Source organism: Flavobacterium sp. C3NV, from assembly GCF_046825355.2.
Classification (GTDB): Bacteria; Bacteroidota; Bacteroidia; order Flavobacteriales; family Flavobacteriaceae; genus Flavobacterium.
The window spans coordinates 49647-63998 of record NZ_JBKQBJ020000014.1 but is presented as its reverse complement, the minus strand read 5'-3'; the positions used below and the strand labels follow the sequence as shown (position 1 = coordinate 63998).

Here is a 14352-nt window from a genome sequence, read left to right as displayed (position 1 = left end):
TGCTATGTTTCTATGTGTTAAAAATAATTACACCCAATTGGTTAACTTAGTTTCTTAATAGTAAATTTAATTTTTTATTTAATTTTTGAAAGCATCCAAAGCCGGCGACGGTTTCCCGTCAGAAAGCCAGGCATTCAATTGATAACCGCTCCAGCTTTTTTCGCCTTGTGGTTCCCAATAAATAACGCCTAATCCTTTATTATCAGGCACGCTTTTTACCGCTTTTATAGTAGCTTCAAGCATTTCTTTGGTGTTTTGTACTTGTTCGAAATCACCGCCAACTTCAACCACCATCACTTCTTTATTGTAGCGTGTTGCCATATCTTTTAGATTATTTTCTAAATCTAATATAGTACTTTGATAATCAGTTTTGATCCAATACGGATAATATGATAAACCAATTACATCATATTTTACCTTATTTTCAGTCGCTTTATCAAAAAACCATCTGAATTTTTCGCTTTTATTTCCTTCATCCAAATGAACAATTACTTTTATTTTTGGATCGATGGCTTTTGTTGCTTCGTATCCTTTATCCAGTAATTGTGCTAACTGATTGAAATTGTCTGTACTGCCTTCCGGCCAAAGCATACCGCCTGGGATTTCATTTCCAACCTGAACCCATTCCGGAGTTACTCCTGCTTTTTTCAGCATTTTCAAAACGTCATAAGTATGCTGATAAACATCGGTTAACAATTCCGGAAAAGAATGTTTTGCCCATGCAGCAGGTTTATTTTGTTTGCCGGGATCTGCCCATGAATCACTGTAATGAAAATCGATCATGATACGCATTCCCATTTTTTGCGCACGAACCGCCATAACAACTGTTTCTTCCGGACTGCAATGTCCGCTGGCTTTATCGTTATTCGGATTTACCCAAACACGTAAACGAATGGTGTTTATTCCTCGGTCTTTTAATAATTGCAAACAGTCTTTTTGAGAACCGTCTGCATCATAAAATTTATAGCCTGTTGCTTCCATTTGTGGCAGCCAGCCTACATCTGCTCCATTTGAAAAGGAGTTTTTTTCGCTAATCATTTTTGGTTTACAAGAAGTAAATGCAAGTACCATTAGCATTAAAAAAGATCCAATTTTAAGTGATTTTTTCATATTTTATTCTTTACTGAAAGCCTGCATTACTGATAAGGCATTATTATCAAAACTGTATAAAGCCTGATTTTCGAATGTAGATCCGCTTGTAGATTGTGGTCCTTTAAAAGCAACCCATTCTCCTCCCCAATACGCAAATCCTTGTCCGAATTGGGATGTTTTTACGATGTTCTTAATATCCATAACAAAAGTTCTTTGTCCTGCCGGAGTCGCCGGATATCCCGCTACCAACTGATCGTTTGTGCCTACAATATTATTCGTCTGGTCATTGTGCAATAAAGTAAAAGGATAAGCAGTTTCTGCAATCAGGACTTTTTTACCAAATTTCTGTCCCAAAGCATCAATAGTATTTTTTACCACTGTTAAGTCTTTACCGTGCCAAACCGGATAATACGATAATCCGATATAATCGTAATCGATACTTTTCATTTTAGTAAAAAACCAATCTGTAGCACCGCCATCTACACCTGCATAATGAATCATTATTTTTGTGTTGGGCGCTTTACTTCTAACTGCTGCGCTAGCCGCAGTTAATAAAGTGATACATTGTTGTTCGTTATTGATTAGATTTCCTTGTGGCCACAATAATCCGCTATTGATTTCATTCCCAATCTGAATAATATCCGGATTGATTTCTGTAATTATAGTTGATGTATAATTGGTAACGGCTGTTTTTAAATCAGCAAAAGATAAATTTTTCCATTCTTCAGGAACAGTTTGTTCTCCCGGATCTGCCCAATTATCAGAATAGTGAACGGTAAGCCAAACTCTTAAACCGGCTTGTCTTGCTTTTTGTGCCAATTGTTTTACTTCGCTTAAACCGGAACGACCGTTTACAGGATTTTTCCATAAACGAATTCGGACGGTATTACAACCTGCATTTTTTAGTGTTGTCAGCATCCCTTCGGCTTTGCCATTGCTGTAAAATTTAGTTCCCAAAGATTCCATTTGAGGAAGAAAAGAAACATCTGATGCTCTGATAAAAGTATCCGTTGCATCCGGCGGATTCACCGCTTCTGTATCGGCCGAATCATTACTCGAGCACGAAAACTGAATTGCAGTGATCGCAAGTAACCCAAGAATTTTTATATATTTTTTCATGATAGGAGTTATAATGATTGAAATTTTGAATGTAGAAGAAGCCTCAAAATAAGCTGAGGCTTCTCTTATTTTTTAATTCAATTTATGGAGTTGCAATGAATGTATAACGACCATCTAAGTCGTTGAACCAGATTTCATATTTTCCAGCCTCAACAATAATATCTCCGCCATTATCACCCCAGCTTACATCCCATTCCCCATTGGCTTTAAACTTCATTTTTCCGGCTTTTAAAGTTTGTGTAACTTTCCAGATATGACCATCAAAATCAGATTTTACCAAAGGAACATCCATATTCCATCCGGTGTCATCGCCTGTTAATACAGATCCTGTCAAAGTAATTGTGGCATACGTTGTCATTGGTCCTGTATAGGGCTCAATTTTATAGGTTAGTTCTTCAAGATTAAGTTCAAAACTATAATAACCTGAAGATGCTGTAGGGAAAACTCCCGGATCAGTATCGCTTTCTGTTGCTCTGTATTGTACTTTGGCACCATTTGTTCCGTAAGCCGGAGCCCAGAAACCAATTTGTTCAATTAATTTAAAACCATCTTTATTAAAAAATCCTGTATAATAGAACTTTGCAGTTTCTTTTGGATCTCTGTAAATTGGCATATTGTTGCTCGTAACACTCCATCCAGCAGCAGTACCAGGCCCTACTAAAAACAAATCAATTTTAGGGAATACACCTCTGTAAGGCGTTAATGCAATGGTAATCGGTGTAGAAAGTTTTGGCTCTGAAAGTGTTGTTCCAACAGTAGATTTAATTCTAACATCAATTGTTCCTTCAACGTCAGGTGTAAGACCCAATTCAAGTGCTTTTGCATTAAGCTCGGCTACTGTAATACTGGCATGACTAGAAGTCGAAGACGTAATATCTACCGGAGCTGCAAACTCTGTATTACTGGCTGCAAACTGTACGGTATAAGTAACAATTGTAGGTGTTCCGTAACTCACTTTTTCCCAGGTAAAAGTCAAAGCAGTATTGTTAGGTGTTTCTTTATTTAAAACAGTCGAAGAACCATTATCAGGTGTAATCATAGAGAAAGCAGCTTCCTGAGGCTCAAGGATCATCAAATCGGTTTCGTTTTCACAAGACCAAAGTCCTGTAACTAAAGCAATAGCCATAAAAATTTTATATATGTGTTTCATTTTTCGTATCGTTTATGTTTTAAAAAAAGTTTTAGTAACCCGTGTTTTGAGTCAAGTTTCTATTGGCGCCCAATGATCCTTCCGGAATAGGGAAAACGCTCATGTAAGCCGGAATCGAGATTCCTTTTGAAGAATTTCCTTTCCACGCCCAATTGTAAGATCCTCCGGTATATTTTCCAAAACGAATTAAATCTTGTCTTCGGTGTGCTTCCCAGTGTAATTCACGCGCTCTTTCGTCAATTAAAAAATCAAGTGTTAATTCACTTAAAGTGATATTTCCAATAGTCGAATTACTATTCGCTCTTTGTCTTAAAGCATTTACATAAGTTAATGCCTGACCAGTTGTCCCGTTTCCGCCTCTTAAAGTCGCTTCTGCGTACATTAAATACACATCGGCTAACCTGAATAATGGGAAATCAGTATCAGCATAAGTGGAGCTTATTCCGTTTACTCCTGCGCTAGTTTTATTAGAAAATTTAGATAAAATATAACCTTGAGTTTTTACACCAATATCTTCAATATCAATAGATCTTTGTTTTGCAGGATCACCCGCAACACCTTTCCCTATAGTATTTCTTGTGTCTTGGCTGAATTTTACACCATCAAATTTTTGCGCAAATTCTTTTCTGATTCTAAGTGCTCCTGTCCAGCCGCCAATTCCAAAATCAGCGCCATTGTTTTCCCAAGCACCAATTTGTCCGTTTGTTAAAACAGTAGTTGCTCCCCAGTTTTGAGAAACTGCGCCATCCGACTGGATTCCGAAAATGATTTCTTCTGAGTTTTCGTTATCTGCTTTAAAATTGTCCAGGTATTTTGGTTTTAAAGTATAACCGCCTGCAATAATTTCGTTACACATTGTAATACAATCATCAAAACGATTGGCCTGAACATAAACCTGAGCATTCAGATACATTTTTGCCAAAATCATACGAGCCATAGATTGGTCTAATCTTCCGTATTCATTGGTTCTGGCTGCTTTTAAATCTGGTAAAACCGCTTTTAATTCACTTTCGATAAAATCAAATAATTGTTTTCTGTTAAATTCAGGTCCGGCAAAATTTACAGGATCATTTTCGGTATACATTGGTGCTTTTCCAAATAAATCCATCATGTTATAATACGCATACGCTCTTAAAACATGAACTTCTTTACGCCAAAGTGCAATATCTGCTAATGTTGTAGCATTTGTAATACCTCTTGAACTTAATTTTTCAGGCGTACTCTGACGTAAAAATTCGTTGGCATACGAAACAGAAACCATGGTTCTGCTGAACATTCCTAAAATAACAGGATTTGCCGGTGTCCAGATATTACGTTGTAATTCTGCTGTTCCTCCGTCATTTTCATAACTCCAAACCAGTTCGTCTGTCGTTAATTCCTGCATGTACAACAAACATCTTGTAAACTGGCTTGTTCCTGCATCTACACCTTCAAGCGAAGAATTATCAGGACCCAAAACTCCCGTTAAAGTTAAATTTCCGTAAACTCCTGCGAAAGCTTTTTTGTATCCGTCCGGAGTCGAAAATAAAACATCAGAAGAAAGAACATCATCATCTTCAGAGACTACGTTTAAGTCATCTGTACAAGAATGAAAAACGGTAGTCAATGCTAAAATTGTTATTAAAATATATTTTTTCATCTTTTATTAAAATTTAAGATTAAGACCAAATAAAACAGATCGTTGTCTAGGATAAATTGTTTTGTCTACACCGTTATTGGTAATTTCAGGATCTAAACCGCTGTATTTTGTAATAACAAAAACGTTCTGAACTCCAGTCGACAATCTTAACGATGCTTTACTGTTTAACCAGTTGTTTAAAGTATAACCTAATGTAATGTTGTCCATTTTTAAGAAAGAAGCATTCTCGATATAAAGATCTGATAATACTACACTTGAAGTAGTCTGAAAATTAGTATCTAGTATCTGAGACGGAACATTACTTAAAACCCCTCCGTTTTCCATAGCATCATATTGTGCTCTGCTGGCATCTACGGCATTATAAATTCGGTTACCAATACTGGCTCTTAAATTGAATGAAAAATCGAATTTTTTATAATTCATATTAGATGCAAATCCTAAAGTAAAATCTGGATCAGGATTATTATAAATGTATTTATCTGAATCATTTCTAATATTATCTCCATTTAAATCTGCAAAAGCACCTTCGATTGGTTTTCCTTCATTATTGTATAATTGTTTATAAACATAGAAAGAATAAGGTGTGTAACCTTCTCTGAAAATTTGTCCCGGAGTTCCCGTTCCTGCAATATTGTCTCCTAAAAAGATATCGCTTCCGTTTACCAGATTTTTGATTCTTCTTTCGAATTTGGCAATATTAAAATTCATATTCCAATTGAAATTCTCTGTTTTAATAGCATTCGCGTTAAGCGTAAACTCGACCCCTTTTGTGGTAAAGCTTCCTACGTTTTGATACACACGGTTAGAGAAATTACTACCATCAGAGATTGCTGCATTTACCAATAAATCTTTCGATTCTTTGTAATACACATCAAGTCCGGCAGATAAACGATTGTCTAAAAATCCAAAATCAAGACCTGCGTTGTACGAAGTAGTTTCTTCCCATTTCAGGTTGTTTGTTCTTTTTGAAGGAAGTGCAACCGGAACCGGACTTGTACCAAAATAGTACTCAGAGTTTCCGCTACCCACCTGGTATTTCTGCAAGTATCCGTTTGGCTCAGGAATATCCTGTTGCCCTGTAATACCGTAACTTAATCTTAATTTTAAATCAGATAATACGGTACTTTCTTTAAAGAAATCTTCTTTAATTTTCCATGCAAAAGCTACAGAAGGGAAATTCCCCCAACGGTTTGCTTCTTCAAATCTTGAAGAACCATCTCGTCTGTAAGAAAGCGTTAATAAATATTTATCTCTGAAATTTAAGTTTGTTCTCGCAAAGAATCCTAATAAAACAACATCCGTATCCAGAGTCGTTTCAGGAAATGTTGATGGTAAATCCGGATTTAAAATATTACCAGTTTCAAATTTTGAACTTTGAAATTTTTGATACGAATAACCCGCTGTCGCCTCAAAATTCAATGATTTGAACGTTTTATTATAGACTAAATAAGTATCTAATAATTTATTTTTTCTCGTTGCTTCTGTATATTCATCTGTACCATACGGAATGTTATTGTTTGACGGAGCAGAACCTGCATCGGCACTAACCAGTCTTCTTCTGTCTCCATTCGATTCATCATAACCAACATTTACAACGGCTCTTAAAGCAGGTAAAAAATGGAATTTATAATCAATTTCGAAATTTCCAAAAATTCTGTCATTCGTTCCTCTGTCATTGGTGTTCAACAATTGCGAAACAGGATTTCTGGCTGCAGTTGAAACTAAAGGATAATTTCCGTTGGAATCAATTCCGGTAGTATATTCAAAATAACCTCCATAAGGCGCACCGTCAACTTTTATGGGCTGAGTTGGGTCAAAACCAATAGCAGCTCCTTCAACAGCATCTGTAAATCTGTTTTTTTCGTTGGTATAATTCGCCGAAAGTCTTAATTTTAAATGATTGTCAAGGAAAGCAGGATTCATGACTAAACCAACCGTATTTCTTTTGAAATTATTCGTCAAACGCAGACCTTGCTGATCTGTATTTCCTAAAGTCAAACTCGTTGGAATAATATTGAATAAACTTCCTCTAATGGCTAAACTTTGATCGATTGTTCCGGTGTTTCTGTAAATTGCTTTTTGCCAATCTGTATTTGCAGTTCCCAGTTTACTTAAATCATCGCTTCTTCTGTCGGCGATAACACTTCTAAACTCATCTGCACTAAAAACATCTACCGTTTTAGTGAGCGTTCCTGCAGCATATTGTACATTATAATCTACAGATAATGTTTTGCTTCCTTTTTTAGTCGTGATGATAATAACACCATTTGAAGCGCGTGAACCATAAATTGCAGAAGCCGATGCATCTTTTAAAACCGTAATAGATTCTACAGTTGCAGGGTTTAGTGAAGCTAAAAACGAAGAAGATCCTGTATTTGTAGTATTATCAAGCGGTAATCCGTCGATAACAATAAGCGGATCATTACTTGCAAAAAGCGAACTTCCTCCTCGAATTCTGATTTGAGAACTGGAACCCGGCGCGCCTGTTGAATTTACTGTTAAACCGGCAACTCTACCGTTAAGCAGGTTTTCGGTCGTAATATTATTTCCTTTGTTAAAGTCTTTGGTCGTAAGTGCGACAACAGATCCTGTCGCATCTTTCTTTTTCACACTTCCGTAACCTACCTGAACCACTACTTCTTTTAGTAAGTTAGTGTCTTCTTCGAGATATACGGTGATGTTTTTTTGTCCGGCAACCGGAATAGTCTGATTGGAATAACCAGTATAAGAAAACGTAATCTGGCTATCTGCTTTTACTCCGGATAATTTAAATTTTCCATCAAAGTCGGTAGAGGTACTAATGTTTGCCCCTGATACTTTTATGTTTACTCCCGGTATGGGCTGTTTGGATCCTTGTTCCAAAACAACACCGCTAATGGTGTTCTGAGCAAAAACACAAAAAGGAAGTAAGAGTAATAAAAGTAAAAATTTGGATTTAATTCTTTTCATACTTTTTTAATTGGGTTGGTTTAAGTTAGTGTTGGTTACAAAATGATTGCAGAAATATATAAGTCAAGACTATAATCTGCTTTTTAAAATAAGTCTAGTGTTTAGGAAAGTGTTTAGGAAAGTGTTTCCCTTCGTAAATTGTAATTGAAGTGTTGGTCATGTTTAAATTGTTTTTGGTTACGATAATTGGTTAGTTTGTTTTGGTTGACTTGCTATGGTCGAAAAATAAAGTAGTATTACTCAAACGTTATAGCTTATCAACTGACTCTGCAAATTAAATACAGAGCAAGCTATTTAGACAGGGAAAAATTCATTTATAAAAGGGGACAATTTCGTAAAAGTGTCTCTACAACACTTCATAAAAACATATTATCTATTTTTTTGGTTTAAAAAAAATCAAAACATCAATAATTAAGCTTTAAAATAATCGATTTAATAATCCAAGCGCATGTATTTTTTAATCGGTATATTCTCAAGAAAACTATCGAAAAGAAAAAAATTTTACCGCAAAGAGCGCTAAGTTATTTTAATATGCTAAGTCTAATAAAAACACAAAGTTCGCAAAGCTTTGTATTGATTTAGCTTTGTGAACTCTGTGTTTTTTTAAAGCAATCTTAAATAAAAATCTTTGCGTTCTCTGCGGTAAAAAAACAATTAGTAGATCAACCTAAAAACCTTTGGAAAAAGAAAAAATTACCGCAGAGAACGCTAAGTTTTTTTAATATGCTAAGTTTAGTAAAAACACAAAGTTCGCAAAGCTTTGTCTTCATTTAGCTTTGCGAACTCTGTGTTTTTTAAAGCAATCTTAAATAAAATCTTTGCGTTCTCTGCGGTAAAAAACAGTAAGCTTTTAGAAAATAAAATCCGTTTTTATCCGCGTTTTTACGAAGTAAATCTGTTTTATCCGCGTCAAAATTAGATGCTGATTTTACTGATTCGCTAAAGCGAAAACGCTGATAAAAACGGATTTTTCTAATTACTTTACTGATTAAACTGGTTTAATTATTTTTTTTTATAACCAACAAAACAAGTTATCGTTAATCTAAAAAAACCGGTAGTGTTTTTAAACATTACTTAATAATTGTGTTAATTTCGCAAAGTATATAGATTTCAAATATATTCACATAAAAAATTGATTCCGCTTTCTGATTACATCCCTATCATTTTTTCGTATATCAAAGAACAGCACGCTTTTAAAAAATTTTCTATGAATAAGTTAATGTTCTTTCTTGTTGTTAGTCTTCTGCACATAAATGCATCCGGACAAAATTACCCGATAAGACATCTTGATATTTCATCGGGACTTTCGAACAATTCTGTTGCCTCTATATATCAAGATCAAAATGGGTATATGTGGTTCGGAACTTTTGATGGACTAAACCGATACGATGGAAATGATTTTAAGATTTATCGCCACATTCATACCGATCCAAATTCGATTCAGGGAAATGCCATTAGTTGTATCGAAGGTGATTTTGAAAATAATTTGTGGATAGGAACAACTGCCGGACCAGTGGTTTTTAATGCCGAACGATCTTCTTTTGCTCCGTTGAAATATTATGATATTGACAAAAAAATAAAACCTGTCAATTTTACTGCCTATGAAATCATTGCAGTACATTCTTTACATATTATTCTCGTTGCTACAAAAGAAGCAATCGTTATTTATAAAGAAGGTGAAAAAATTGGAACAGCGATCCCTTTCAACGGAAAATTAAATTACATCGCAAGATCAATAGCTTATAATTCGAAAAAGCAAATCTTCTATGTTTTTATAACTGGAACAGGTCTTTGCCAATATGATATTAAATCAAAAAAGTTAACGCTTCTCAACAATACCATTACAGGCGCAAATTGCATTAAGTTGACAAATGAAGGACTTTGGATTGGTTCAGACGAAGGCGCTTACTTATATAATGACAATCTGAATACGTATTCTAAAAATTACTTTTCTGAAAAAACAGTTGTACGTGATTTTTATCAGCAAGAAAACAGACTCTGGATTGCTACTGACGGTGCAGGACTCTATACGATTACCAAAAATCAATCTACTCCGGTTTTGTATCGCGCCAGCGGTCCGGTTTCATTGCTTAACAGTAAATCTTTGTATGATATATTCGAAAGTAAAAACGGAGAAATGTGGTTTGGAACCCTGCGTGGCGGCGTAAGCATGATGGGGAAAAATCCGCTTGATTTTAATCATTTTAAAAGTAAAGATCCCCAGACTAATAAAGAAGACGAAGATCCTGCCGCAAACTTCATGCTTTCTTTTTGCGAAGATGAAAAGAAAAACATATGGATTGGTACTGATGGCGCCGGAATGCGATATTGGAACAGGAAACAAAATACTTACGATGTTTACTCGACCACCTCATCTGCAGGCAGAAAAATTCAGAGCAATTTTGTTACAAGTATCGTCAGAGATGATGATAATGCCATTTGGGTGGCGATGTGGAAAGGCGGAGTTTGCCGAATTGATCCTAAATCAAAAGCAATTCAGAATTTCTCTATTTACAATCAAATTACAAAAAAAGCAGAACAGGAATCCTGGCTGTTATTTATAGATTCGAAAAAAACGCTGTGGCTCGCCGTTACTAATGGCGGAGCATTGTATCAATTTGATAAAAAACAAAATAAATTTATCTGTTATAGCACCACTTTGCGCGATGTTACTTGTCTTTATGAAACTCAGGACGGAAAAATCTGGGGCGGAACTTTCAATTCTTTTTTTGAAATAAATCCCACTACAAAAAAAGTAAAAAACTACCATTCAGAATATACTATTAGATGTATAACCGAAGATCGAAACAAAAATCTTTGGATTGGTACTGTCGAAGGCGGTTTGCTTTTATTCAATAGAAAAACAGGCACTTTCAAAAAATATACCACACAAAATGGCCTTTCGAGCAATACCATCCTTCGCCTTCTTGAAGACAAAAAAGGAAATTTATGGATGAGTACCTATCACGGAATTTCAAGATTGAATCCGAAGAATAATACTTTCAGAAACTTTGGTGTTTCTGACGGACTTCAGGGCAGTCAGTTTAGCTGGAATGCAGGAACTGAACTTTCGACAGGAGAATTTATTTTTGGCGGTATCAACGGATTCAATGTTTTTGATCCTGACAATATAAAAGACAAAAAAAATACGGGGAAATTTTTATTGAATGATTTGCTGGTAAACAATCAGTCCTTAAAATTAGACAGTCCGTATATCACAGAAAAAAAACTCGAAATGATAAGCGCTGCCGAGCTTCCTTATGAAAAGTCAGCAGTGAGTTTTGATTTTGTTTATCTTGATTATGTCAATTCCGAAAAAATAAATACGGCTTATTTTCTTGAAGGATGGGACAAAGACTGGAACTATACCTCAAAAAACAACCGTGCAAATTATTCCCGATTGACAGAAGGAACGTATGTTTTTAAAGTAAAAACAACCGATGTTTTTGGAAACTGGACAAACGAAGTAACATTGGCAACGGTAAAAATCCTTCCTCCCTGGTACAGAACATGGTGGGCTTATCTGTTTTATTTAATCGCTGCTGTCGGTGCCATTTATGCCTACGTAGGGTATCATAAAAATAAGGAAAGATTGCGCTACGAAATAAAACTGGCCAGAATGGAGCATAAAAAAGACAAGGAACATGCTGAAAAGCAGTTTTCTATGTTTACGTATATGGCGCATGAATTGCGTACTCCCCTATCTTTGATTATAAATCCGCTAAAGAGCGCCATTGACAGAAAAAAACGTTCTGAAGATGATCTCGACATTAATCTTGCCTATAAAAATGCCAAAAGATTATTGAGTCTTACAGATCAGTTATTGTTGTTTAGAAAAGCCGAAACTGATCTTGATGAACTCAAAATTTCTAAGATTAATCTAAACAGTTTGTGTCGCGAAATCTACGAAAGCTTTACGCAAATGGCAGCCGTTAAAAGTTTAAATTATCAGTTTATTGAAGAAGAAACACCAGCCGAAATATATGGCGATTATGAAAAAATAGAGATTACGCTTTTTAATTTAATCTCGAATGCTTTCAAATTCACGCCAAATAAAGGAACTATAAGTATTGAAATTATCGAGAAAACTGCCGATGTTTCTATTATTATATCGGACACCGGAAGCGGAATTGACGAGAATGATATTGATACTATTTTTGAAGAATTCAAGCAAGGTCAGTCTAAAGCCAGCAATGGTTTTGGAATAGGACTTTATGTAGCGAAATATTTTGTGACTAAACATCATGGCGAAATAACGTGCAAAAGTGAAGTTGGAAAAGGTACTTCGTTTACTATTACGCTTCCAAAAGGGAAAAGTCATTTTGCAGCAATGAGCATCAATGAAAATCATCCTCAAATGTCGCCTCTTGTTGGCGAACTTCTGGAAGGAATGCCGGCAGACAATCAAAATACAGCTAAAAGTGAAGATCAACCCTCAAATCCTGAAACGATACAGTCAGCATTAATCAGTACAAAAAAAGTGCTCCTTATTGTTGAAGATAATCCGGAAATGAATCATTATCTCGTACAGCTTTTCACGAAAAATTATATTGTGTATTCGGCAGCAAATGGAATTGAAGGCCTGAAACTTGTCGAAAAACACATGCCCGATATTGTATTAAGCGATATTTCTATGGAAGGCATGAACGGTTTGGATTTATGCAAAAAAATCAAACAAAACGATGATTTCAGCCATATTCCGGTGATATTGCTCACGGCCACAACCAGCAACGATATTCATTTGCAAAGTATTACCGAAGGTGCAGACGATTATGTTACCAAACCTTTTGACAGTGAAATACTTCTGGCGCGTGTAGATGCTGTTCTTCGAAACAGAGGACAATTGCGCAAGTACTTCCTGGACAGTATTACACTTCGTGAAAATGTCAATAAAGTTCCTACTGAGTACAAAGAGTTTCTTGATAAATGCATCGAAATCGTCGAAGCCAATCTTGAAAATAGTGACTTTAACCTAAAGACTTTTTCTGCTGCAATGGGAATGAGTCATTCCAGTCTTTACAAAAAGATTAAAGCCATTTCAGGACAAACCGTAAATGTTTTCATCCGATCGATCAGAATCCGCAGAGCTGCCGTAATTATGCTTACCGAAAATATTAATATCGCGCAGGTCGGCCCGCAGGTTGGTATAGAAGATCAGCGTTATTTCCGTCAGCAATTCGTTAAATTGTTTGGCATGAAACCTTCGGAGTATATCAAAAAATATAGAAGTTCATTTAATAAGGAACTGAATATTATTCAGAAAAGAGACATCCCATAATTAGAATTTTAAGGATTAATTTAAGCGCTTTTTAGTTAATTAAAAAGCGCTTTGTTCTCTATCAAGCTGAGCTCTGCACTAAACCATTTCGATATAAAACAAAAATACCACTCAATTTGAGTGGTATTTTATGTGAACGCAGAAGGATTCGAACCTTCGATCGTCCCGATTGAAAATCGGGATGCTCTATCAAGCTGAGCTCTGCACTAAACCATTTCGATATAAAACAAAAATACCACTCAATTTGAGTGGTATTTTTATGTGAACGCAGAAGGATTCGAACCTTCGATCGTCCCGATTGAAAATCGGGATGCTCTATCAAGCTGAGCTACGCACTTAAACCATTTAGATATAAAACAAAAATACCACTCAAATTGAGTGGTATTTTTATGTGAACGCAGAAGGATTCGAACCTTCGACCGCCTGCTTAGAAGGCAGGTGCTCTATCCAGCTGAGCTATGCGTCCATTTATTTTAAAACTTAACCTTCTGACCGTCCCGATTGAAAATCGGGATGCTCTATCCAGCTGAGCTATGCGTCCATTTATTTTAAAACTTAACCTTCTGACCGTCCCGATTCAAAATCGGGATGCTCTATCCAGCTGAGCTATGCGTCCATTCTAATAAAAACAAAAAAGCCACTCGATTGAATGGCTTTTCGTGAACGCAGAAGGATTCGAACCTTCGACCGCCTGCTTAGAAGGCAGGTGCTCTATCCAGCTGAGCTATGCGTCCATTTGTTTTAAAACTTTATGGCAAAGTTTTCGTCGGGGTGGCAGGATTCGAACCTGCGGCCTCCTGCTCCCAAAGCAGGCGCGATAACCGGGCTACGCTACACCCCGAAAATTCTTTCTGTGCTCTTCCCAATTTTTAATTGGAACACGATAATCGAATTTCTTCAATACTCAATAAGCAAATTATTAAGCGGAGAGACAGGGACTCGAACCCTGGCGACGGTTACCCGTCGACAGATTAGCAATCTGCTCCATTACCGCTCTGGCACCTCTCCAAGCTCAAGAAACGTGTTCTGTTTTGCGGTTGCAAATGTAAGACAACATTCCATATCTCACAACTATTTCTGCGCTTTTTTTAATCTTTTTTCAATCTTTTTTTTAAAACACTTAAC

Annotated in this window: 6 protein-coding genes and 6 tRNA genes; 1 reads left to right on the top strand and 11 read right to left on the bottom strand. The window is 36.0% G+C overall.

What is annotated here, in order from left to right:
- Positions 1-78: 78 nt before the first annotated feature.
- The 5 genes from ACIDC4_RS18560 to ACIDC4_RS18540 form a co-directional block, all read right to left on the bottom strand.
- Positions 79-1110, bottom strand: a complete 1032-nt coding sequence (locus ACIDC4_RS18560; RefSeq protein WP_412044929.1) for a glycoside hydrolase family 53 protein — start codon at positions 1108-1110, stop codon at positions 79-81.
- 3 nt (positions 1111-1113) lie between these two features.
- Complete coding sequence (locus tag ACIDC4_RS18555; protein WP_412044930.1) at positions 1114-2211, bottom strand: glycoside hydrolase family 53 protein; 1098 nt, start codon at positions 2209-2211, stop codon at positions 1114-1116.
- An 82-nt stretch (positions 2212-2293) separates the two neighbouring features.
- Entirely contained in the window at positions 2294-3361 is a 1068-nt protein-coding gene (locus ACIDC4_RS18550; RefSeq protein WP_412044931.1) for a SusE domain-containing protein, read from the bottom strand.
- A gap of 31 nt (positions 3362-3392) precedes the next feature.
- The gene (locus tag ACIDC4_RS18545) at positions 3393-5000 is read right to left on the bottom strand and encodes a RagB/SusD family nutrient uptake outer membrane protein (protein ID WP_412044932.1); all 1608 of its coding nucleotides are present in this window, start codon (positions 4998-5000) and stop codon (positions 3393-3395) included.
- A gap of 6 nt (positions 5001-5006) precedes the next feature.
- On the bottom strand, positions 5007-7949 hold the full coding sequence (locus ACIDC4_RS18540) for a SusC/RagA family TonB-linked outer membrane protein (RefSeq protein ID WP_412044933.1): 2943 nt from the start codon (positions 7947-7949) through the stop codon (positions 5007-5009).
- A gap of 1207 nt (positions 7950-9156) precedes the next feature.
- Between ACIDC4_RS18540 and ACIDC4_RS18535 the strand changes: the two genes are divergently transcribed.
- Positions 9157-13227, top strand: coding sequence for a hybrid sensor histidine kinase/response regulator transcription factor (locus ACIDC4_RS18535; protein WP_412044934.1), 4071 nt, complete (start codon positions 9157-9159; stop codon positions 13225-13227).
- A 133-nt stretch (positions 13228-13360) separates the two neighbouring features.
- On the opposite strand, the gene ACIDC4_RS18530 is transcribed toward ACIDC4_RS18535, so the two are convergent.
- The 6 genes from ACIDC4_RS18530 to ACIDC4_RS18505 all read right to left on the bottom strand — a co-directional run bounded on the left by ACIDC4_RS18530 (position 13361) and on the right by ACIDC4_RS18505 (position 14235).
- A tRNA-Glu gene (locus ACIDC4_RS18530) sits at positions 13361-13435 on the bottom strand.
- Between the two features lie 57 nt (positions 13436-13492).
- A tRNA-Glu gene (locus tag ACIDC4_RS18525) sits at positions 13493-13565 on the bottom strand.
- A 54-nt stretch (positions 13566-13619) separates the two neighbouring features.
- Positions 13620-13693 (bottom strand) — tRNA-Arg (locus tag ACIDC4_RS18520).
- Between the two features lie 194 nt (positions 13694-13887).
- Positions 13888-13961, bottom strand: a tRNA-Arg gene (locus ACIDC4_RS18515).
- A 32-nt stretch (positions 13962-13993) separates the two neighbouring features.
- Positions 13994-14068: transfer RNA gene (locus tag ACIDC4_RS18510), tRNA-Pro, on the bottom strand.
- Between the two features lie 83 nt (positions 14069-14151).
- A tRNA-Ser gene (locus ACIDC4_RS18505) sits at positions 14152-14235 on the bottom strand.
- Positions 14236-14352 lie beyond the last annotated feature (117 nt).

Coding starts and splice junctions, on each gene's coding strand:
- ACIDC4_RS18550 (WP_412044931.1), bottom strand. CDS start 3,361: ATGAAACACATATATAAAATTTTTATGGCTATTGCTTTAGTTACAGGA.
- ACIDC4_RS18540 (WP_412044933.1), bottom strand. CDS start 7,949: ATGAAAAGAATTAAATCCAAATTTTTACTTTTATTACTCTTACTTCCT.
- ACIDC4_RS18545 (WP_412044932.1), bottom strand. CDS start 5,000: ATGAAAAAATATATTTTAATAACAATTTTAGCATTGACTACCGTTTTT.
- ACIDC4_RS18560 (WP_412044929.1), bottom strand. CDS start 1,110: ATGAAAAAATCACTTAAAATTGGATCTTTTTTAATGCTAATGGTACTT.
- ACIDC4_RS18535 (WP_412044934.1), top strand. CDS start 9,157: ATGAATAAGTTAATGTTCTTTCTTGTTGTTAGTCTTCTGCACATAAAT.
- ACIDC4_RS18555 (WP_412044930.1), bottom strand. CDS start 2,211: ATGAAAAAATATATAAAAATTCTTGGGTTACTTGCGATCACTGCAATT.